This is a genomic window from Pseudoalteromonas sp. BZA4, from assembly GCF_040104395.1.
In the GTDB taxonomy this organism is placed as follows: Bacteria; Pseudomonadota; Gammaproteobacteria; order Enterobacterales; family Alteromonadaceae; genus Pseudoalteromonas.
Genome location: NZ_JBECOT010000001.1, coordinates 1 through 20461, shown reverse-complemented (window position 1 = coordinate 20461; position 20461 = coordinate 1). Strand labels below are relative to the sequence as shown.

14 protein-coding genes and 1 pseudogene are annotated in these 20461 nt (G+C 41.9%); 11 read left to right on the top strand and 4 right to left on the bottom strand.

Features of this window, described 5'->3' with window-relative positions; all coding sequences use genetic code 11:
• Positions 1-90: 90 nt before the first annotated feature.
• From nadK to ABMY41_RS00060, 4 genes are all read left to right on the top strand, one after another.
• Positions 91-975: an NAD(+) kinase gene (gene nadK, locus ABMY41_RS00075; RefSeq protein WP_054561709.1), complete on the top strand. Its 885-nt coding sequence runs from the start codon at positions 91-93 to the stop codon at positions 973-975.
• Positions 976-1070: 95 nt separating this feature from the next.
• A complete protein-coding gene (locus ABMY41_RS00070; protein WP_063527477.1) occupies positions 1071-1634 on the top strand; it encodes a hypothetical protein in 564 nt (187 codons plus the stop codon).
• 68 nt (positions 1635-1702) lie between these two features.
• Complete coding sequence (recN, locus tag ABMY41_RS00065; RefSeq protein WP_289096441.1) at positions 1703-3376, top strand: DNA repair protein RecN; 1674 nt, start codon at positions 1703-1705, stop codon at positions 3374-3376.
• A gap of 47 nt (positions 3377-3423) precedes the next feature.
• A complete protein-coding gene (locus ABMY41_RS00060; protein ID WP_289096439.1) occupies positions 3424-3822 on the top strand; it encodes a hypothetical protein in 399 nt (132 codons plus the stop codon).
• Between the two features lie 74 nt (positions 3823-3896).
• Here the strand turns inward: ABMY41_RS00060 and ABMY41_RS00055 are convergent, their stop codons facing one another.
• Positions 3897-5492, bottom strand: a complete 1596-nt coding sequence (locus ABMY41_RS00055) for a hypothetical protein (protein WP_349273884.1) — start codon at positions 5490-5492, stop codon at positions 3897-3899.
• A 314-nt stretch (positions 5493-5806) separates the two neighbouring features.
• On the opposite strand from ABMY41_RS00055, the gene ABMY41_RS00050 reads away from it, so the two are divergent.
• The gene (locus ABMY41_RS00050; protein WP_289096435.1) at positions 5807-6418 is read left to right on the top strand and encodes a hypothetical protein; all 612 of its coding nucleotides are present in this window, start codon (positions 5807-5809) and stop codon (positions 6416-6418) included.
• A gap of 86 nt (positions 6419-6504) precedes the next feature.
• Here ABMY41_RS00050 and ABMY41_RS00045 read toward each other — a convergent pair whose 3' ends face one another.
• Both ABMY41_RS00045 and gltB read right to left on the bottom strand, forming a co-directional pair.
• Complete coding sequence (locus tag ABMY41_RS00045; protein ID WP_058585227.1) at positions 6505-7920, bottom strand: FAD-dependent oxidoreductase; 1416 nt, start codon at positions 7918-7920, stop codon at positions 6505-6507.
• A gap of 9 nt (positions 7921-7929) precedes the next feature.
• Positions 7930-12387, bottom strand: a complete 4458-nt coding sequence (gene gltB, locus ABMY41_RS00040; RefSeq protein ID WP_289096433.1) for a glutamate synthase large subunit — start codon at positions 12385-12387, stop codon at positions 7930-7932.
• 696 nt (positions 12388-13083) lie between these two features.
• Between gltB and ABMY41_RS00035 the strand changes: the two genes are divergently transcribed.
• From ABMY41_RS00035 to ABMY41_RS00010, 6 genes are all read left to right on the top strand, one after another.
• Positions 13084-14337 (top strand): efflux RND transporter periplasmic adaptor subunit, encoded by a 1254-nt coding sequence (locus ABMY41_RS00035; protein WP_252948536.1) that lies wholly within the window; start codon positions 13084-13086, stop codon positions 14335-14337.
• A 21-nt stretch (positions 14338-14358) separates the two neighbouring features.
• Positions 14359-15066 (top strand): ABC transporter ATP-binding protein, encoded by a 708-nt coding sequence (locus tag ABMY41_RS00030; protein ID WP_054551528.1) that lies wholly within the window; start codon positions 14359-14361, stop codon positions 15064-15066.
• 2 nt (positions 15067-15068) lie between these two features.
• The gene (locus ABMY41_RS00025; RefSeq protein WP_175079082.1) at positions 15069-16382 is read left to right on the top strand and encodes an ABC transporter permease; all 1314 of its coding nucleotides are present in this window, start codon (positions 15069-15071) and stop codon (positions 16380-16382) included.
• 11 nt (positions 16383-16393) lie between these two features.
• Positions 16394-17599, top strand: coding sequence for an FtsX-like permease family protein (locus tag ABMY41_RS00020; RefSeq protein WP_175079081.1), 1206 nt, complete (start codon positions 16394-16396; stop codon positions 17597-17599).
• 81 nt (positions 17600-17680) lie between these two features.
• The gene (locus tag ABMY41_RS00015; RefSeq protein WP_287245831.1) at positions 17681-19009 is read left to right on the top strand and encodes a sigma-54 dependent transcriptional regulator; all 1329 of its coding nucleotides are present in this window, start codon (positions 17681-17683) and stop codon (positions 19007-19009) included.
• Complete coding sequence (locus ABMY41_RS00010; RefSeq protein WP_289096428.1) at positions 19009-20301, top strand: ATP-binding protein; 1293 nt, start codon at positions 19009-19011, stop codon at positions 20299-20301. Before ABMY41_RS00015 ends, ABMY41_RS00010 begins: the two co-directional genes overlap by 1 nt.
• 72 nt (positions 20302-20373) lie before the next feature.
• Here ABMY41_RS00010 and ABMY41_RS00005 read toward each other — a convergent pair.
• Positions 20374-20461, bottom strand: a pseudogene (locus ABMY41_RS00005) (IS200/IS605 family transposase); the annotation flags it as partial.

Here is a 20461-nt window from a genome sequence, read left to right as displayed (position 1 = left end):
TATTTGGGCGCCGCAAGTTTATTTCAAGTTATTTTCAAAGCATTAATTTTTAATGTAATCTAGCGATATGAAAGTTTAAGTGCAAATAACATGGATTCACCGTTTAAAACCATAGGTTTAATTGGCAAACCTAATCACAGCGGGGCAGCTGCCACACTTGCTCGCCTGCACACATTTTTGCGAGCCTTGGGTTTTGAAGTGCTAGTAGAACAGCGCACCGGCCGCCAACTTGAAGATCTTCCCCGAGAAAACCTTGTTAAATTGGTCGATTTAGGTGAACGTGCAGACTTAGCCATAGTCGTCGGCGGTGATGGCAATATGCTTGGCGCAGCTCGAGTTTTAGCGCGTTTTGATGTTGCCGTAATTGGTGTAAACCGTGGTAATCTAGGCTTTTTAACTGATTTAAACCCAGAAGGTTTCGAAGCCAGCCTTGAACAAGTATTAAGTGGCCAGTTTCTCGAAGAAAAACGCTTCTTGCTTGAAGTTGAAGTATATCGCCATGCCGAACTCAAAAGTGCAAACTTGGCAGTGAATGAAGCAGTACTTCATGCTGATAAAGTTGCCCACATGATTGAGTTTGAGGCCTTTATCAACAACGACTTTGTATTCTCGCAACGCTCAGACGGTTTAATTGTTTCAACCCCAACTGGTTCAACTGCTTATTCATTATCTGGTGGCGGGCCGATTTTGACGCCAGAGCTTAATGCGATTTCACTTGTGCCTATGTTCCCGCACACATTATCAAGCCGCCCTCTTGTGGTTGATGCTGATAACGAAGTGCGTTTAAAGCTCAGTCTTGAAAATACTGATAGCCTGCAAGTCAGTTGTGACAGCCATGTGGTTTTAGCTGTATTACCTGGCGATGAAGTGGTGATAAAAAAAGCAGATAAGCGCCTGCGCTTGATCCACCCTAAAGAATACTCTTACTACAATGTATTAAGAAAAAAATTAAACTGGGGAAGCCGCTTATTTTAAGCGGCTTTTTTTATCTCAATTGATTGCCAAGGCACATTGAATAGCGCAAAATAATCAAACTTAATGCTGTATTATTTTAAGGATTCTAAGGCGAAATGAGCTATATCGTTTTTCTTGCTCTGTTATTACTGATCACCTTGCTAGGTTGCTACTGGATGGTTGAGAGCAACCGTCGCAAGGCTATTGAAGCTGAAAAAAAACGTTTTAATCAACGAGTAAAAGAAATCAATAATGATTTTAAAGATAAGTTAATTGATTTCAGCGAGAGTAAAATCATTCGTCCGAAGAACATCTCGCGTTTGAGCATGATCACTAGCAATTACTTTGTTGTGCAAGCCCATAACGAAGAAAACCTCACATATCTTGAATACATTAGTGATTTACTGCTTAACACAATCATTATGGAAGCCAGTAAAGCACAAAGCCCAGAACAGATTGATCAGCTTGCAGACAGGTTACAGTATTTCATGGCTGAATTACCTTACAATGGCATTGAATATAACAAAGCGTTTTACCAAGAGTCCCTTCCATCACTCATTGAAGTAATTAAATATCAGCCCCCCGCCGATTTACAAGACGATCAGCCGCCAGCCCAGAGCACACAAGCGTCAGATGATTCCGCACCAGAAAATCAATTGTCAGAATTAAGCAAAGCTTAAAAATTTAATTTGCAAAACCCGAAAACACTGTATAAATTAACAGTTAATTAGCTGGATGGATAAACAGTATGTTAATCGGGTTAGAAATTAAAAACTTTGCCATTGTAAGTAATTTAAGTACTGAGTGGCACAATGGTATGACAGCCATTACAGGTGAAACAGGTGCGGGTAAATCAATTGCAATTGATGCCCTCTCTTTATGTTTAGGTGAACGCGCTGATGCTGGTGCCGTTCGCCCTGGTACTGATCGTGCAGAAATATGCGCACAATTTGATATTAGCCAACTCCCTCTTGCCCAACACTTTTTAGAGCAACATTTACTCTCAAACAACGAAGGCGAATGTTTACTACGCCGTGTTATTTGCAAAAATGGCCGTAGCAAAAGCTATATTAATGGCAGCTCAGTTACCGCTGCACAGTTAAAAGAGTTAGGTCAGTACTTAATTTCTATTCACGGGCAACATGCCCATCAACATTTATTAAAAGCTGAACACCAGCTACATCTGCTTGATGCCTATGCCGGCCACAATCAGTTATTAGCTGATGTAAAAGAACGCTTTAAAGCCTACCAAGCCTTACTCAAAGAATTTAACCAGCTTGAACAACAACAGCAGCAACAGGCAGCTCAAAAGCAATTACTTGAGTATCAAGTAGCCGAACTTGATGAATTTGCTCTGCAACCGGGTGAATTTGAAGAGATTGAAGCTGAGCATCATAAACTAAGCCATAGCCAGACTATTTTAGAGTCATGCCAACGTGAGCTACAACACTTATACGAAAGTGATGAGCAAAGTGCGTGTTCATTATTGCAACATAGTGCTCAACAATTTACAGAACTAGCAAGCTACGATGAGAGCTTATCTAGCATAGCATCACTACTGAGTGAAGCTGCCGTTCAAGTTGAAGAAGCAAGCCGCGAGATACGCAGCTATGTTGATGTTACCGACTTAGACCCAACACGCTTAGACGAAGTTGAAACTCGTTTAACAGGTGCTATGGATCTTGCCCGTAAACATCACATAAAGCCAGAAGAGCTTGTTGAGTTTCACCAGTCAATCTCTGAAGAATTAGCATCAATTAGTTATAACAGCGACCGCCTTGTGGCACTTGAAAGCGAAATCAGCGATGCCCTTGAGCAGTACAAACAAGCAGCTCAACTATTAAGTGAAAGCCGCCATAGTTATGCAGATACGCTTAATCAGTTAATTAGTGATAGCATGGCGAATTTATCGATGGAAAACGGCAAGTTTGCTATTGATATTCAACAAGCTAACGATAAAGCACCAAGTGCAATGGGTTTTGATACTGTGTCGTTCTTGGTATCGACCAACCCGGGTCAACCGCTACAAGCACTATCTAAAGTGGCCTCTGGTGGTGAGTTATCGCGCATTAGTTTAGCTATTCAGGTAATTATTGCTCAGCGTGTTACAACGCCAACCCTCATTTTCGATGAAGTTGATGTAGGTATTTCAGGCCCTACTGCTTCTGCAGTCGGCAAGCTATTACGCCAGCTAGGTAAATCGACCCAAGTTATTTGTGTAACTCACTTGCCACAGGTTGCAAGTTCTGGGCATCAGCAATTTTTTGTAGCCAAAGAAATTGCAAACGGCGAAACCTTTACGCAAATGAATAAACTGTCTAAAGATGGCCGTATCGATGAAATTGCCCGACTACTTGCTGGCGACAACATCAGTAAAATGGCAAGAGCGAATGCCAAAGAGCTTATTAGCGCACATGCATAAGTTAATAGTTAATACTGTTGAGAGTTTAAGTTGGTTAGAGTTTAGAAATGAATATTAAAAATATGGGTACCGCTTTAGTGCTTGGCTTGATTGCACTGAGTTCAAGTCATTCACATGGTTCAACAGTCGGTACAGCTTATCAAAGTGAACTATTAATCGTTATTTTATTTGAATGTATTTTAGTTGCCCTCCCTACTACCGGATTATTTTTGGTTGTTTGGAGTCGCTGGAAGCATTTACGTTTTAAGCAGATGCTACAAATTGTGTTAAATTCATCTTTGGTATTAATGCTGATTAGCATGTTAGCAGTTAATCAATTAGCAAACGACTTTTCGTCATGGTTAATTGTATTTGCAATAGGCCATACATTACTTGTTGGTATTAGTTATTTATTGCTTAAACAGCACACTAATAGAGTAAAAAGTACCCTAACAGGCTGTTGGTAAAAAATCATAGTTAAATATAAAAATCGCGAAGCAAAAATACTTCGCGATTTTTTATGATTATTTATATATTAAGCTTACTCAATTTCGCTGGCGAAATTAATTAAGTTCATAAATAAACGATCTGTCATGCTTGAAACACCTGTTCCATCAGTATAATTACCCTCTTTATTCTGCGAGTTAACTATACCGTTATCAGATAATAGAATGTCGCCAGTTTCAGAGTCCAACACAATCGTAGGCAAGCCATCTTGATTGACTGCTAATACTTGTGTACCTGCCGGCATCACAGAAAAATACCCTCTCGCACCACCTGCTTGATTGAAACTCGTTACACCGCCAAATGGGCCTGCAAAAATAGCTTGCTGAGCTTGAGTACTTACACCATCAGGATTTTGTGTATTTGGGCCATCGACATAACCATCACGGGTAACTGTATAACCCCATTTCGAATACACTTTCTCATCAGGCATATCTGAATCAGCTGCGATGATAACAACATTACCTTGCTTTTTAGACCAATTGTAAAGCTCTGCAACTTCAGCATCTGTGAAGTCTGTATTATAGAAACTTCCCATGAAAAAGATATCTGTGTCGTAAGAGTCGATAGCTGCTTCAGTAATAGAATTTGCAGCAGCAAAGTCATGATTAATCGACAGTGTTTTATTTACAATTCCACCTTCGCCAAAATTTGCAGAGCTCATTAGTTTTGCAACAGGTTTATCGAATAAATAAGCATTCATTGTATAATTTTGCCAAGTTGCTTTCCTCTCTTTATCGATACTCGTGATAACAAACGACTCAGCTCCTGTACTACAGATTGGCTGGGCGTAACACGCAACCGGTTTTAATGTGTTTACCGCTAAATCATTTATACGCACCGGGTAAGTCCCCATTGCACAGGTTTTACCCGTTTCAATCGACGCTTTATAAAGTTTAGTTACGTTGTAATTACCTTGATCATTTATTACTTCGCGTGAAATAAGCAATTCACCATTTTGATCAAGTGCTGCCCCCGTCACAGTTGTTAAGCCATGTTCAGACTTTTTCGATAACTCAAGTGTAGAAAGGTCTAAAGAGAAAATGCTGGTTGCAGAAACCAAATAGACGTCACCATTTTTAACAACCATATCTCCACGAAGAATATCTGAGCTATTGCCATAGCCTGTCATATTACCTACAAACTGGGTCTCGCCAGAATCTGGATAAATAATGTAAAACTTACTTCCTTTAGAGCCGTAAATAACATCACGGTTTGGGTCATAAGCTAAACGAGTCATTGGCTTTGAACGAGCAACTTCTGTATGCTCGCCTGTTTCCATGTCAACATAAGCTAATTTAGTATATTTATACTTTTCGCCTTTAATTGGTAAGTCTTTTAATTCATCATCTGATAAGTTCAAAGAGCTCGGATCTAGCTTATAAGTTAAAGCACGGGGAGCTGATACATAATACAAACGATTACGAGTACTATCGAATGCCATAGCCGCTGAAGAAAACTTCGCTTTTGAATGAATTGCTGCTGTTTGGGCTTGTTCATCAAGCGAAAAAACAACGCCTAAATGACCTCGACCAGAGTTAATACCATAAAGCTCGCCTGTACAACTATTTGCCGAAGCATCTGTAGCAACGGCTCCGCAAACCATCAATACAGATAAGATAGAATTTTTCATTGCATTTCCACCTGAAGAATTAACCAAAACTTTATTATTAGTAAAAATGATAAATAAATTATTTATCATTAACTTAATAATGCATAAATTATGTTAAAGCTAATTCTAGGCTTCAGTCTATTGAATACAATCAGAAATTTTTGATAATGGTACAAAAAGGTGAAAAATAATAACAACTCAGGTTTTACTGAATTTATTGTAGCACTATATAACTAGATAAGGTTTTGTGGGTATATTTCGTTAGCTAGTAGCTCCATAATTTGCACACATTTGCTGGTTAGTATAAGAACACATTAAGCTTATTCTAACCGCAAATGAAATACTCTTTATTTATCGCTACATGTTTACTGTCTTTTTCGTGTGTAGCAACCTCACTACCTAGCTCTCTATTAAATCAAGTCACTGACCTTGAGAACCAAGGCAAGCTCAGTGAAGCACTCACTATTCTTGAGCAATACAAAGATAATAATACCGCTACATCGACCCCCGAAATTGCTATGGCACAAGCGCCTCTTTTACGTAAACAAGGTCATTACAACGAGGCGATAGAACTGCTATCGCCATTACAAAAGCTTGCTAGTTTGAGTAAAAAAGACCAATACCACATTCAAAAAGAGCTAAGGATCAACTACCGTCGCCAAGTAAAAACAATAGAAGCAAAAAATCATTATATGGCAGCCTTAGCACTTGCAAATGAGCTTGAAGACAAAAACCTACAAGCACAAAGCCATAGCAATTTAGGTTCACTATACGACACGCTTAATGACCTTGAACAATCAATGCATCATCAAGTAAAAGCACAAGCGTTATTAGAAAACAGCGATAATTATGAACTAATTGCCACTAACTTTTATAACTTAGCAAATCTTGCTCACAGGCTTGATGACCTCTCGCAATCTGAGTACTTCTATAAAAAAGCACTCTAGTTTGATTCTCAAAACAGCTAAAAAATAGGCAATAAAAAAGCAAGCTCGGCAGCTTGCTTTTAAAAATGTTGAATGGCGCCTTAGAGTTAAACGTCTAAGTAATCCATAATCCCTTCAGCGGCATTTCGGCCTTCGAAAATAGCCGTTACCACTAAATCTGAGCCGCGGACAATATCGCCACCAGCAAAGATTTTCGGGTTGGTTGTTTGGTGAGTAAATTCACCTTTTTCTGGTGCATTGATACCACCCCAGTGATTGATTTCAACACCATACGGTTCTAGCCAATCCATTTTATGAGGTTTAAAACCAAACGCCATGAGCACCTTGGTCGCTTCAATAACATGCTCAGAACCTGCGACTTCTTCAGCACGACGACGACCATTTTCGTCTGGCTCACCAAGTTGCGTTTTCACCATCTTAACGCCAGCAACTTTCCCTTGCTCGTCAACCACAATGCCTTTAGGTTGAACGTTAAAGGTAAATTCTACGCCCTCTTCACGGGCATTTTTAACTTCGCGCTTTGATCCAGGCATGTTTTCTTCGTCACGACGATACGCACAGGTTACTTTTGCAGCACCTTGTCGAATAGAGGTTCTCACACAGTCCATTGCTGTATCACCACCGCCTAACACGACGACTTTTTCGTTCGCCATATCGATATAAGCTTGCTTATCTTCTGCATAGCCCATTACTCGGTTTGTGTTACCAATTAAGAACGGCAGTGCATCAAACACACCATCAGCATCTTCGTTTTCAAGGCCTGCACGCATACTTTGATAAGTACCAACACCTAAGAATACGGCATCATATTCTGCTAAGATTTCATCAAGCGTAATATCAACGCCAACTTCAGTGTTTAGCTGAAACTCGACACCCATTTCAGTGAAAATTTCACGACGCTTTTGCATTACTTCTTTTTCAAGTTTGAATGAAGGAATACCAAACGTAAGAAGACCACCGATTTCTGGGTGACGGTCAAACACCACAGGCTTAACACCGTTACGCACTAAAATATCCGCACAACCTAAGCCAGCTGGACCTGCACCAATGATAGCCACTTTTTTGTCAGACCATACCACATACGACATATCTGGTTTCCAGCCCATTTTAAATGCCGTATCAGTGATGTACTTTTCGATATTACCGATAGTGACAGCACCAAACTCTTCTTCAAGTGTGCAAGAGCCTTCACACAAGCGATCTTGTGGACAAACTCGTCCACACACCTCTGGTAAGCTATTTGTACGGTGAGACAGCTCTGCTGCTTCTAAAATACGGCCAGTACGAATGAGCTTTAACCACTGTGGAATATAGTTATGTACTGGGCATTTCCATTCACAGTACGGGTTACCACAATCTAAACAGCGATCCGCCTGTGAGTTAACTTGTGTCTCAGAAAATGGCTCGTAGATTTCTACGAAAGATTGTTTACGTGCTGAAATTGGCTTTTTACGCGGATCAACACGTTGTACATCGATAAACTGGTATACATTTTCGCTCATACTACCCCCTTACTGAGCCTGAACACGAAGCTCTGCGCTGCTGCGCGCTCGGTGTCCGAGTAAACTTTTTACATCACTAGATTTTGGCTTAACTAATTTAAACATAGGCATGTATAAATCGAAGTTAGCTAAAATCTGCTCAGCGCGGTTTGAGCCTGTAAGCTCTAAATGCTCAGCAATGAGTCCACGTAAATGTTCTTGGTGTGACGCCAACCCTTCAAGGGTAACAATTTCAACAAGCTCAGGGTTAATGCGTTTTTCAAAGTCATTGCCTTCATCAAGAATATAAGCAAATCCCCCTGTCATACCTGCACCAAAGTTGATACCCACTTTGCCAAGTACGCAAACCACACCACCTGTCATGTATTCACAGCCGTTGTCACCAACACCTTCTACAACCGCTTGCACGCCTGAGTTACGCACTGCAAAACGCTCACCTGCGCAGCCTGCAGCAAATAATTTACCGCCCGTTGCACCATATAAACAGGTATTACCGGCAATGGTTGCTTTATGGCTTTCGAATGATGAACCCAGCGGTGGGCGAATTACTAGCTTACCGCCAGCCATGCCTTTACCAACATAGTCATTGGCATCACCAACAAGGGTCATTTCAAGGCCGCCAGCGTTCCATACACCAAATGATTGACCCGCTGTACCATGAAGCTCAATAGAGACAGGATCAGCAGCCATACCTTGGTTACCATGTTTAGAGGCGATATAACCTGACAACATAGCGCCCACTGAGCGGTCTGTATTGCAAATACGGTTAACCAGCGAGATACCCGATTTTTCATCGATTGCTTGCTTGGCTTTTTCAAGCAAGGTTTCATTTAGCTGACCTAAGTAGTGTGAGCTATTTGGCGCACTACAATACAGTGTTTCACCCGTTGGGTTGTTAGGCACAGCAATCAAAGACGACAGATCTACTTTCTTTTGTTTCTCTGTGTTGCCTTCAATTGCTTCAAGTAAGTCCAAACGACCAATTAAATCAGTTAAACGAGTTACACCTAAGCTTGCCATAATTTGGCGTGCTTCTTCGGCTATAAACTTAAAGTAGTTCATCGCCATTTCTGGCAGGCCATGATAATGCTTTTGGCGCAGCGTATCGTCTTGCGTTGCAACACCGGTCGCACAGTTATTTAAGTGACAAATACGTAAGTATTTACAACCTAGTGCCACCATAGGGCCAGTACCAAAGCCAAAGCTTTCAGCACCTAAAATAGCCGCCTTAATGATATCTAAACCCGTTTTAAGACCACCATCAGTTTGCAAACGAATACGGTGACGTAAACCATTTTCTACCAGCGCTTGCTGGGTTTCAGCAAGGCCAAGCTCCCAAGGGCTACCTGCATACTTAACAGAAGTAAGCGGGCTTGCACCTGTGCCACCGTCATAACCAGCAATGGTAATTAAATCTGCATAGGCTTTAGCTACGCCAGTTGCGATAGTACCTACACCCGGCTCAGAAACGAGTTTCACCGAGATCAGCGCATCTGGGTTTACTTGTTTTAAATCGAAAATAAGCTGGGCTAAATCTTCAATCGAGTAAATATCGTGATGCGGCGGAGGCGAAATCAAGGTCACACCCGGCACTGAGTAACGTAATTTTGCAATATACGGCGTTACTTTTTCACCCGGTAATTGACCACCCTCACCTGGTTTTGCACCTTGCGCCACTTTAATCTGAATAACATCAGCGCTACGTAAGTAATGTGGTGTAACACCAAAACGGCCCGAAGCAACTTGCTTAATGCGTGAGTTTTTCTCTGTACCGTAGCGAAGCTTGTCTTCACCACCTTCACCAGAGTTTGAACAACCACCTAAGCGGTTCATTGCAATCGCGAGCGCTTCATGCGCTTCTGGCGATAATGCACCAATACTCATTGCTGCTGAGTCAAAACGTTTGTACAGCTCAGTTGCTGGCTCTACGTCATCAACATTCACACCTGTATCAGGAATTTTCACCGCCAGCATGTCACGTAAATTGGTGATCGGGCGGTTATTTACTAAATCAGCATATGCCAAGTAGTCTTTATAATCCCCAGAGCGCACTGCCTTTTGCAGTGTTTGAATAACATCTGGGTTATAAGCATGGTACTCACCACCGTGAACATATTTTAATAAGCCACCATGACTTAATAATTTACGTTTACTAAAAGCCAGCTTATGAAGTTTACGTTGGTCATCATCAAAATCAGTGAAACATGCCCCTTTAATACGACTAGCTACACCGTTAAAACAAGTTTCTACAACCGCATCTGATAAACCAACTGCCTCAAATAACATTGAGCAGCGGTACGAAGCGACAGTACTGATACCCATTTTCGACATGATTTTATACAGACCCTTATTAATTGCATTACGATAAGCAAGCGTTACTTCGCAATAGCTCTTGTTCAGGGTCTTTTTGTCGCTCATTGCAACTAATGATTCATAGGCAAGGTACGGATAAATTGCCGTTGCACCAAAACCAAGTAATACCGCAAATTGATGCGCATCACGGACACTGCCTGACTCGATGATGATATTAGATTCACAACGTAAGTTATTATCGACTAAACGCTTTTGAATTGAGCCAACCGCCATCGCAGCCGGGATTGGTAAATGCGTTTCGCTAAAGTTACGGTCACTTAAAATAAGCATGACACAGCCTGACGCTGCTTTTTCTTGTGCTTCATCACAAATACGTGTGATTGCGTTTTCTAAGCCTTCTTCTAGTGTGTAAGTGATATCAATTTTACAGTAGCTGTAATGCTCATCGTCAGCATTGATCAGCTGTTGCATATCAGCGTACATCAAAATCGGCGTATCAAACTGTAAACGCTTAGCATGGCCGGTTGTTTCGTTAAATACGTTTTGCTCACTACCAATACAGGTTGCCAGTGACATAACGTGATTTTCACGAAGCGGGTCAATTGGTGGATTGGTTACTTGCGCAAATTTCTGTCGGAAGTAATCGAACAGTGAACGATGACCTTCTGAAAGTACCGCAAATGGCGTGTCATCACCCATTGAACCTGTTGCTTCCTGACCATTTTCACCCATTACACGAATCACGCTATCAAGCTCTTCGTTGGTGTAGCCAAACATTTTTTGATACTTAAGCAGTGTTTCGTCATCAAAAGAACGGTTACCCGCATCTTTTTCAGATAACTGTTCAAATGGCGTTAAACGCTTAACGTTTGCTTCAAGCCATGCTTTATATGGATGGCGTGACTTAAGATCTTGGTCAATCTCATCTGAATGCCAAATTTTACCTTGATGAGTATCAATAACTAATAACTCACCAGGGCCAACACGGCCTTTCTCAACCACTTCGTCTGGCGCGTAGTCCCAAATACCTACTTCTGAAGCAAGGGTAATAAAACCATCTTGCGTGATTACATAGCGCGCAGGGCGTAAACCGTTACGGTCAAGGTTACAAGCTGCAAAACGACCGTCAGACATTACAATACCAGCTGGGCCATCCCATGGTTCCATATGCATTGAGTTAAAGTCGTAGAATGCACGTAGGTCATCATCCATAGCACGGTTTTTTTGCCATGCTGGCGGCACAAGCATACGCATTGCACGGAATAAATCCATGCCACCGGCTAAGAACAATTCAAGCATATTATCTAAACTTGAAGAGTCAGAGCCACTTTCGTTCACGAATGGTGCTGCTGATTGCAAATCAGGAATAAGTGGTGAGGCAAACTTATACGCACGGGCACGCGCCCATTGGCGGTTACCTTGAATCGTATTAATTTCACCATTATGCGCTAAATAGCGGAATGGTTGCGCCAGTGGCCAACGAGGTTGTGTATTAGTAGAGAAACGTTGGTGGAATACACAAATCGCACTGGTCATGCGAATGTCAGCTAGGTCTAAATAAAAGTTAGGTAAGTCTACAGGCATCATTAAGCCTTTATAGACAGTAACTAAACCAGATAAGCTGGCAATATAAAAATGTTCATCGTTTTCGAGGCGTTTTTCAGCACGACGACGCGCTACATACAAGCGACGCTCTAAATCTTTTGGACGCCAGCCTTCTGGTGCGCTTACAAAAATTTGTTCAAAGCCTGGTAGTTGTTTTTTTGCAATTGGCCCTAAACAAGACGCATCGGTAGGTACAACGCGCCAGCCTTGAATGCTCAAGGTTTCTTTTTCGAGTTCTTCACTCAACACATCTTTAGCTGTTTGCGCAAGTACAGGATCGGCATTTAAAAATACCATGCCAACGGCGTAGTTCTTTCCTAGGTGCCAATCATGTTCGCTGGCAATAGCGCGAAAGAAACTATCAGGTTTTTGCATTAATAAACCACAGCCATCACCTGTTTTACCATCAGCAGAAATACCACCACGGTGTTCCATGCGATCTAAGCCAGTGATTGCTGTTCGAATCAAGCGGTGACTCGCCTGACCATTGACCTGGGCTATTAAGCCAAAGCCACAATTATCTTTTTCTAATTTTGAGTCGTATAACATAGACCCCTCCCCTTGCTACAACGACTAGCGGTTCAGTCTTTTGTGACAGTGCTAGCAGACGAACAAAACTATCGCCAAATACCTCATGAGTCAATAGAGTTTTGAATACATATTCATATTCATGAATATTTCTCACTTAAGGCACTTTTTAAATTCTATGCTATTTTTTTACATTTAGTCGTATTTTACCCGTTATTTTTTTATGACACTGGTGTCAAATTTAACAACTTGTAAAAAAACAATCTAAAAACCGGACTCTTTACGTTAACGTAAACTGCGCCCCGCTTTGAATAATTATTCACATTATGAATATCAATGCAGTTTTTGACGGGGTCTCGGCTAGCCTAACTGCATCATTATTTACTCTTGGCTTTAGCATAGTTACAAACTATGCATCTGAGCAGACTACCTTAGTCGCAATGACTGAGTTTCTTTACCCTTGCGTCAACAATCAGCAATCTAAAAGTGTCCGCAGCGGACACTTTTTCTGTCCGCGGACAGGCTTTAACTCACCAATCAAACATAAAATCATTAAAAATCAATAAATTAAAAACTGGCACGCTACTGGTATAGATAAGACATCAGCGAAATTGAGGATTTCAAAATGTTCACTATCAGTTTGTTTATGGCTTCTCCACTTACCATGCTTGCCGTTGGCTTCATGATTGTGTGTTTTGAGAATCGTAAGGAGTTATGATGATTAAGGATACCAGTGCCCAAGATATTACCGTGGCCAAGAAAAACACCATTAAAAAGCCACTAATAATAGCTGCAGGTGTAATACTTGTTGGTGCGCTCGGCTTTCAAGCATTATTTGCCAGTAACGATGGCAGCATTTCGGTTGATGTAGCAAGCCTACAAATTAGTGAGGTAAGCCAAAAGACACTCACCAGAGATGTGGCAGCAAGCGGTAAAATCGTTGCAGCTAATGCGCCAAAGGTTTACAGCCCTGAACGCGGCTTTGTCGATTTAAAAGTAAAAGCCGGTGACAGCGTTGAAGTAAATGAAGTGATCGCAACCGTAACCAGCCCTGAGCTAACTAACGAACTAAAACAGCAACAATCAGTATTAGCGCGATTAGAAGGCGAATTACAACGCAAACAACTTGAAGCGCGCAGACAAAAACTAAGCCTGACTAAAGCACTAGATTTAGCGCAAGTTGAACTCAATGCCGCAGATAGAGAAAACCGCCGAGCTAAAATCTCAATCGAAAAACATTTAATTAGCCAAATAGATTTAGAAAAAGCCGTTGATGACTTAGCTCGTGCCAAGCTTTCATATAAGCACGCCGAGCAAGAAGTCAGCTTAGCTAAAGATACCCTCGCATTTGAGCTAAAAGCTGCAGAGCGTGATCTGGCACGTCAGCAACTAATTGTTGATGACTTACTCAGACAAGTAAATGAACTCACTATTACCGCAAGTGTAAGCGGCATTGTGGGTAACTTATTAGTGCAACAAAAAGAAGCGGTCACACAAAGCCAACCACTAATGACATTGGTCGATTTAAGTAACTTTGAAGCAGAACTGCAAGTACCAGAAAGCTACGCCAATGAGCTGGGTCTTGGTATGCAAGTTGAGCTTACTTTAGGTGCTCGTCATGTCACAGGTACCCTATCGGCTATTTCGCCTGAAGTGAATAACCGCGAGGTCACAACCCGCGTACGCTTTGACAATGAGATTTCTGGCATTCGCCAAAACCAACGCTTAACCGCACGTATTTTACTAGAGAATCGCGACGATGTATTACAAGTAAAACGCGGCGCTTTCTTACAACAAGGTGGCACCCATGCTTATAAAGTTGATGGTGACATGGCTTATTTAATCGATATAAAAACCGGTGCAAGCAGTATCAATGCTGTGGAGATAATTGAAGGCGTAGAGCCTGGCGATAAGTTAATTATCTCAAACTACGATCGCTTTAAAAAAGCACCCACACTGGTTTTACGCTAACAAATAAAAGGAATAATCAACATGCTTACAATGAACAACATCAGCAAAGTGTATCAAACAGATATGGTACAAACACATGCCCTTCGTGACTTTAATCTCCAAGTAGAAGAAGGTGAATTTATTGCCGTAACGGGCCCAAGTGGCTCAGGTAAAACCACATTTTTAAACATCGCCGGTATGTTAGAACCATTTAGCGAAGGCCAATACATGTTAGACGGTATTGATGTGGGTAAACTAAACGACAACCAGCGTGCAGATCTTCGTAATCAAAAAATTGGTTTTATTTTCCAAGGCTTCAACCTTATTCCAGATTTGAACCTCTATGAAAATATTGAAGTACCACTGCGTTATCGCGGTATTAAAGCTGCTGAGCGTAAGCGCCGAATTGAGCAATGCCTAGAGCAAGTTGGTTTAGCTTCACGCGCTAAACACTTACCGCAACAACTTTCTGGTGGCCAACAACAACGTGTGGCCATTGCCAGAGCCCTTGCTGGTGAACCGCGTTTTTTACTTGCCGATGAGCCAACCGGTAATTTAGATAGCTTAATGGCCCGTCAAGTAATGGAGCTACTTGAACAAATCAACCGTGATGGCGCTACTATCATCATGGTTACCCATGATCCAGAGCTTGCCCGCAGAGCACCACGTAACATCCAAGTTGTTGATGGCCAACTCGCTGACTTCACCTTGTATCAAGGCACTCAAAACCTTAAAGCGGCAGGAGTGTAACCATGTTCCTTCATTATTTAGATTTAAGCTGGCGCAGCTTTAAGCGCACGCCACTTGTGAGCTTTTTAATGGTATTGGCCATTGCCATTGGTATTGGCGTAACCATGACCAGTTTATCTGTGTATCACATGATGTCGGCAGATCCTATTCCTGAAAAAAGTAGCGACCTTTATTCTGTGCAGTTACAAACCATGGATGAAGGCCGTACGTGGTGGACTGTCGATAACATGCCACTGCAATTAACTTATCAAGATGCCGTTAACCTTAATCAAGCCAAAGCAGGTGGTAAACGTGTCACTATGGTTAGAACGGGTTTTTCGGTTTATTTAGACTCAGATAAAGTTAAACCATTTATTGGACAAGCACGCCTAACCACGCCTGATTTTTTCGATATGTTTAACCTATCGTTTATTTACGGTGGGGTTTGGAGCGCGCAACAAGAAGCCGATGCGGCCCCTGTTGTGGTGATCAATAAAGAATTAAACGACAAACTATTCGCAGGTGAAAACCCTGTCGGCAAAATGGTGTACCTCGATGATGCCAGCTACGAAGTTATTGGCGTGATTGATGATTGGGATATCACCACCAAATACTATGATCTGAACAACGGTGCATTTAATAAGACCGAGCAACTATTTTTACCATTTAGCCTAATGAAAGCACGAGAGCTTGAAAACTGGGGTAATACCAATGGTTGGAAGCACGAAAAAACCAATACCTTTAACGATAAACTCAATTCAGAAATGGTGTGGTTACAATTTTGGGTTGAACTAAAAACTCCTGCAGAAAAGCAAGCTTACCAAGACTTTTTAATGGCCTATATGCAAGAACAACAAAAGCTAGGTCGTTTTAACCGCGAAAAATTAACCGCTACCTTACGCGATGTAAATGAGTGGATGCAGTACAACAATGTCGTTAGCGAAGACAACGAAATTCTGGTTGGCCTAAGCTTTATGTTTTTAGCAGTATGCCTTGCCAATATTTTAGGTTTATTACTAGCGAAATTTTTACGCCGCGCTCCGGAAGTCGGTGTGCGCCGTGCATTAGGTGCCAGCAAACGCCAAATATTCTTTCAACATATTGTTGAGGTCGCGATGTTAGGTTTCTTAGGTGGCATCTTCGGAATTATTTTGGCGCAAGTGGGCTTATTAGGCGTACGTCAAAGCTATAGCTACTACCAAAGCTTAGCCACTATGGATTTGACCATGCTACTCAGCGCACCGGTGATTGCAATTAGCACCTGTGTGATAGCGGGTCTGTACCCTGCTTGGCTGGTATGTAAAACCAACCCTGCTATTTATCTTAAGAGCCAATAAGGAAGACACCCATGTTAGAAATTAAACCTATCTTTCACGCCTTATGCCGCTCAAAAGTTGGCGCTATTTTATTACTGATCCAAATTGCCATCACCACTGCGATTGTCAGTAACGCAGCGTTTATTATTCAAGACAGAATTAGCTATTTAAGCCAAGAGACTGGCTATCCTGAACAAGACATTTTCGTTTTTAATGTCATGATGTTTGGCAAAGATGTGTCACCGTCTCAGCAATATGAGCTTGATGAAGCCATGCTTCGTCAAATACCTGGTGTAGTTGATGCTGCTTATTCAAGTAATACACCGCTTTCGGGCAGTGGCTCTTCGTCAGATTTTAGTTTAAAGCCAGCACCTGAAGAGAGTAAATCAGCGCGTAGCTCTTACATGTTTATCGATGAGCATGGTATCAATACTTATGGTGTAAAACTCATTGCTGGGCGTAACTACACCGAAGACGAAGTGATCGTTACCGATAACTATGATGAGCTTTCAAAAGTAACCGTTGTCACTAAAACTCTACTTGATGAGCTGTTCCCTGACGGCAATGGTTTAGGGCAAACTGTCTATTTTGGTGATATTCCAATGAAAATAATTGGTGTAATTGATCTTATGAAAGGCCCATGGCTTAAAGACAGCCGCCCAGATAACGTAGCACTGCTGCCTTTTATTAAGCCTGGTACAAATGCACGCTTTGTGGTTAGAACAGAGCCTGGTCAACGTCAATCGGTCATGAACCGTGTTGAAGAAGCCATGCTGAAAAACTACAACAAACGTGTTATTTCTCGCATTCGTGGCTTAGATGACGATAAAGAGTCATACATGGCTGAAGATACATTAATGATGCGCATGCTGATTGTACTTATTACTATTTTAGTGTTGGTGACGGCCCTGGGTATTTTCGGCCTAACGCTGTTCAATATTAGTAAGCGTACTAAACAAATAGGCACTCGCCGCGCTTTAGGCGCCAGAAAATCTGCCATCATCAGCTACTTCTTAGTTGAAAACGCCATGATATGTATAGTTGGTTTAGTGATTGGTGTGATTGCTGCCGTGTATTTAGGGCAATTACTGATGCAGCACTTTTCAATTGCTCAGCTTGATATTAGCTACGTACTTGCTACTGCGCTGGCAGTGTTCGCTATGAGTTTATTAGCGGTACTTGCCCCTGCAAAACGGGCTGCGAATATCTCACCGAGCATTGCAACTCGAACCATTTAGTTCTCCCAACCTATGCTACACTGGATTAACAGTGTAGCATTCATCTTGCACCCTTATTAGGAAAATAACTAAAACAATAATATGGAAAAAATACTTATCGTCGACGATAACCCAGCAATTTTGGATGCATTGTCGTTATTACTCGAAATTCACGGTTTTGATGTTGTTACAGCAAGTAACCCGTTTGAGGCAATTCAAGCCGTACAATACCAACGCATAGCGCTTGTTATTCAAGACATGAACTTTACCGCCGACACCACTTCCGGCGAAGAAGGCAAAGAACTTTTTTATGCCTTACGAGACATTAATCCTCACCTACCGATTATTTTGATCACCGCATGGACAGAGCTTTCTACTGCCGTTGAACTTGTCAAAGCAGGGGCTGCTGATTATTTACCAAAACCATGGGATGATGCCAAGCTACTTACTTGTGTAAATAACCTAATCGAGCTGGGTAAAGCAAAACAGCAAAACGAGACTTTTACCCGCCACCAGCAAGAGCGTGACGCATCTGTACAACAAGCAAATTTGGTGGGCTTGGTTTATAAAAGTACCGCTATGGAGCACATTGTTAATCTTGCGATTCAAGTTGCTAAATCGGATATTTCAGTGCTGATCACAGGCCCCAACGGCAGTGGTAAAGAGCGCATTGCGCAAATAATACAGGCCAATTCATTATTAGCAGATAAACCCTTTATCACTGTTAATGCGGGTGCTTTACCAAGCGAGCTTATTGAGGCTGAGTTATTTGGTGCAGAAGCTGGCGCCTATACAGGTATTACTAAACAGCGCATTGGTCGTTTTGAAGCGGCCGATGGTGGCACCCTATTTTTAGACGAAATTGGTAACTTGCCACTTTCTGGGCAAATGAAATTATTACGCATTTTACAAACCGGTGAATTTGAACGTTTAGGTTCAACACAAACACGTAAAGTGAATGTGCGTGTGATTTCAGCAACCAATGAAGATTTAAGCCATGCAATTAAAGCAGGTCAATTTCGAGAAGACCTTTACTACCGCTTAAATGTAATTGAGTTAAATTTACCAAGCCTTGCCCATCGCCCCGATGATATTTTAGCTTTGGTCGCACACTTTTTACCTGAGCGCACACTGTCACTAAGTACAGAAAAAGCCCTGCTCGCCCATAGCTGGCCGGGTAATGTTCGTGAGCTTGAAAATGCCTGTAAACGCGCTGGCGTTTTAAAACCCACAGGGGTGATTGAGCTTGCTGATTTTGGCTTACAAGTTGAAACAAACAGCCCAACACAAACAAGAGCAGAGCCTAACAAACAAGAGATTGAGCTTGCCATGCGCGAGTACAAAGGTGTGATTGCTAAAGTCGCTCGCCATTTTGGCTTAAGCCGCCAAGCGCTTTATCGCAGGCTTGATAAATTTAAGATTGAGTACTAATGCGTTTTTCGTTTCGATATAAAATCATAACTTTGTGTATTGCAGCGTCTACATTGCCGCTTATATTGGTTTGTTATTTTGCGGGCATAAGCTTGCTTTACAGCCTATTAGCCCTGCTCGCTTGCACCTTGATCAGCGGATTTTTTGCCGCGCAATTATCAACCCCGCTCATTGATGGCATGAACTCGCTCGAAACCGGGCTGCTTAATTTTAAAGATGGTGAGCTGGCTACATTATTAGCCTATGATGGCAGTGATGAGCTAGGTGATTTATGCCGGCTTTATAACCAAACCGCAAAACAGCTTCGCCAAGAAAAACAATGGATATATCAGCGCGAGTTGATGCTCGACAAAGTATTACAAAGCTCCCCACAAGCTGTGCTTTTGACTAACGACCAAGGCTTTATTGTGTATAGCAACCACAGTGCCCGCAGCTTACTTGATGCTAAATCAGCCCTTGAAGGCGCCAAGCTAGAGAACTTATTAGATTCAAGCTGCGAGCAATTAACCCGTGCGATTCACAAAGGCGTTGATGGTTTATTTACCCTCGACAAAGCAGATCAAGAATCACAAACTTGGCACATGGCAACAGGCCAATTATTACTAAATAATCAGTTTCACCAACTGTATGTTTTTAAACAACTGACCCGTGAACTTAGCCGCCAAGAAGTAGAGGTATGGAAAAAAGTTATTCGTATTATTAGCCATGAGCTTAACAACTCCCTAGGGCCAATGTCGTCGATGCTTCATAGCGCGCAACTATTAACGAAAGAAGTCGATGAACCACGTTTAAAAAGGGTATTTACCACCATTGAAGACCGCATAAAACACCTTAATGAGTTTGTGCAAGGCTATGGTAAATTTGCCAAGTTACCCACCCCTCAACTATCAACGATTAACTGGCCGACGCTGATTGAGCAATTAAAAAGTCAGTGGCAAGTTGAGGTCTCACTTGATGAGCGTGTAACAACTGATGCTGATCACACTCAGCTCGAACAATTACTTATAAACTTATTAAAAAATGCCTATGAATCGGGTTCAAACCCCGAAGATGTCAGCTTAACAGTGCAACAAGAAGCAAGTGGCACACACATCACAGTGAGTGATAAAGGTAAAGGTATGAGTGAAGCTGTAATGGCAAACGCACTTATTCCCTTTTACTCCACTAAAGCAACAGGCAGTGGCCTAGGGTTAGCACTTTGCAGGGAAATAGTTGAAGCGCACCACGGGCAAATTAGCTTGCATAACCGCGAGCAAGGTGGATTAAGCGTGCATGTTTTGCTGCCAGCTTAATAAATTTGATGTAAAAGATCCACCTTCTAAAGTAAGGTGGCTTTGCATTAGCCCCCTAGAAGGGGGCGTTGTTTACTGCAGTGTTAACTGCGCCTGCTCTTGCACCTCTTCCTTTTCTTGGTGCCTGACATACCGTCTTATTATTTCTTCATTTATCCCT

What these genes read in the sequence shown, in the direction of transcription:
- ABMY41_RS00035 (WP_252948536.1), top strand. Translation starts at nt 13,084, where the DNA reads ATGATTAAGGATACCAGTGCCCAAGATATTACCGTGGCCAAGAAAAAC.
- ABMY41_RS00050 (WP_289096435.1), top strand. Translation starts at nt 5,807, where the DNA reads ATGAAATACTCTTTATTTATCGCTACATGTTTACTGTCTTTTTCGTGT.
- ABMY41_RS00015 (WP_287245831.1), top strand. Translation starts at nt 17,681, where the DNA reads ATGGAAAAAATACTTATCGTCGACGATAACCCAGCAATTTTGGATGCA.
- gltB (WP_289096433.1), bottom strand. Translation starts at nt 12,387, where the DNA reads ATGTTATACGACTCAAAATTAGAAAAAGATAATTGTGGCTTTGGCTTA.
- ABMY41_RS00030 (WP_054551528.1), top strand. Translation starts at nt 14,359, where the DNA reads ATGCTTACAATGAACAACATCAGCAAAGTGTATCAAACAGATATGGTA.
- ABMY41_RS00025 (WP_175079082.1), top strand. Translation starts at nt 15,069, where the DNA reads ATGTTCCTTCATTATTTAGATTTAAGCTGGCGCAGCTTTAAGCGCACG.
- ABMY41_RS00020 (WP_175079081.1), top strand. Translation starts at nt 16,394, where the DNA reads ATGTTAGAAATTAAACCTATCTTTCACGCCTTATGCCGCTCAAAAGTT.
- ABMY41_RS00070 (WP_063527477.1), top strand. Translation starts at nt 1,071, where the DNA reads ATGAGCTATATCGTTTTTCTTGCTCTGTTATTACTGATCACCTTGCTA.
- ABMY41_RS00010 (WP_289096428.1), top strand. Translation starts at nt 19,009, where the DNA reads ATGCGTTTTTCGTTTCGATATAAAATCATAACTTTGTGTATTGCAGCG.
- ABMY41_RS00055 (WP_349273884.1), bottom strand. Translation starts at nt 5,492, where the DNA reads ATGAAAAATTCTATCTTATCTGTATTGATGGTTTGCGGAGCCGTTGCT.
- nadK (WP_054561709.1), top strand. Translation starts at nt 91, where the DNA reads ATGGATTCACCGTTTAAAACCATAGGTTTAATTGGCAAACCTAATCAC.
- ABMY41_RS00060 (WP_289096439.1), top strand. Translation starts at nt 3,424, where the DNA reads ATGAATATTAAAAATATGGGTACCGCTTTAGTGCTTGGCTTGATTGCA.
- ABMY41_RS00045 (WP_058585227.1), bottom strand. Translation starts at nt 7,920, where the DNA reads ATGAGCGAAAATGTATACCAGTTTATCGATGTACAACGTGTTGATCCG.
- recN (WP_289096441.1), top strand. Translation starts at nt 1,703, where the DNA reads ATGTTAATCGGGTTAGAAATTAAAAACTTTGCCATTGTAAGTAATTTA.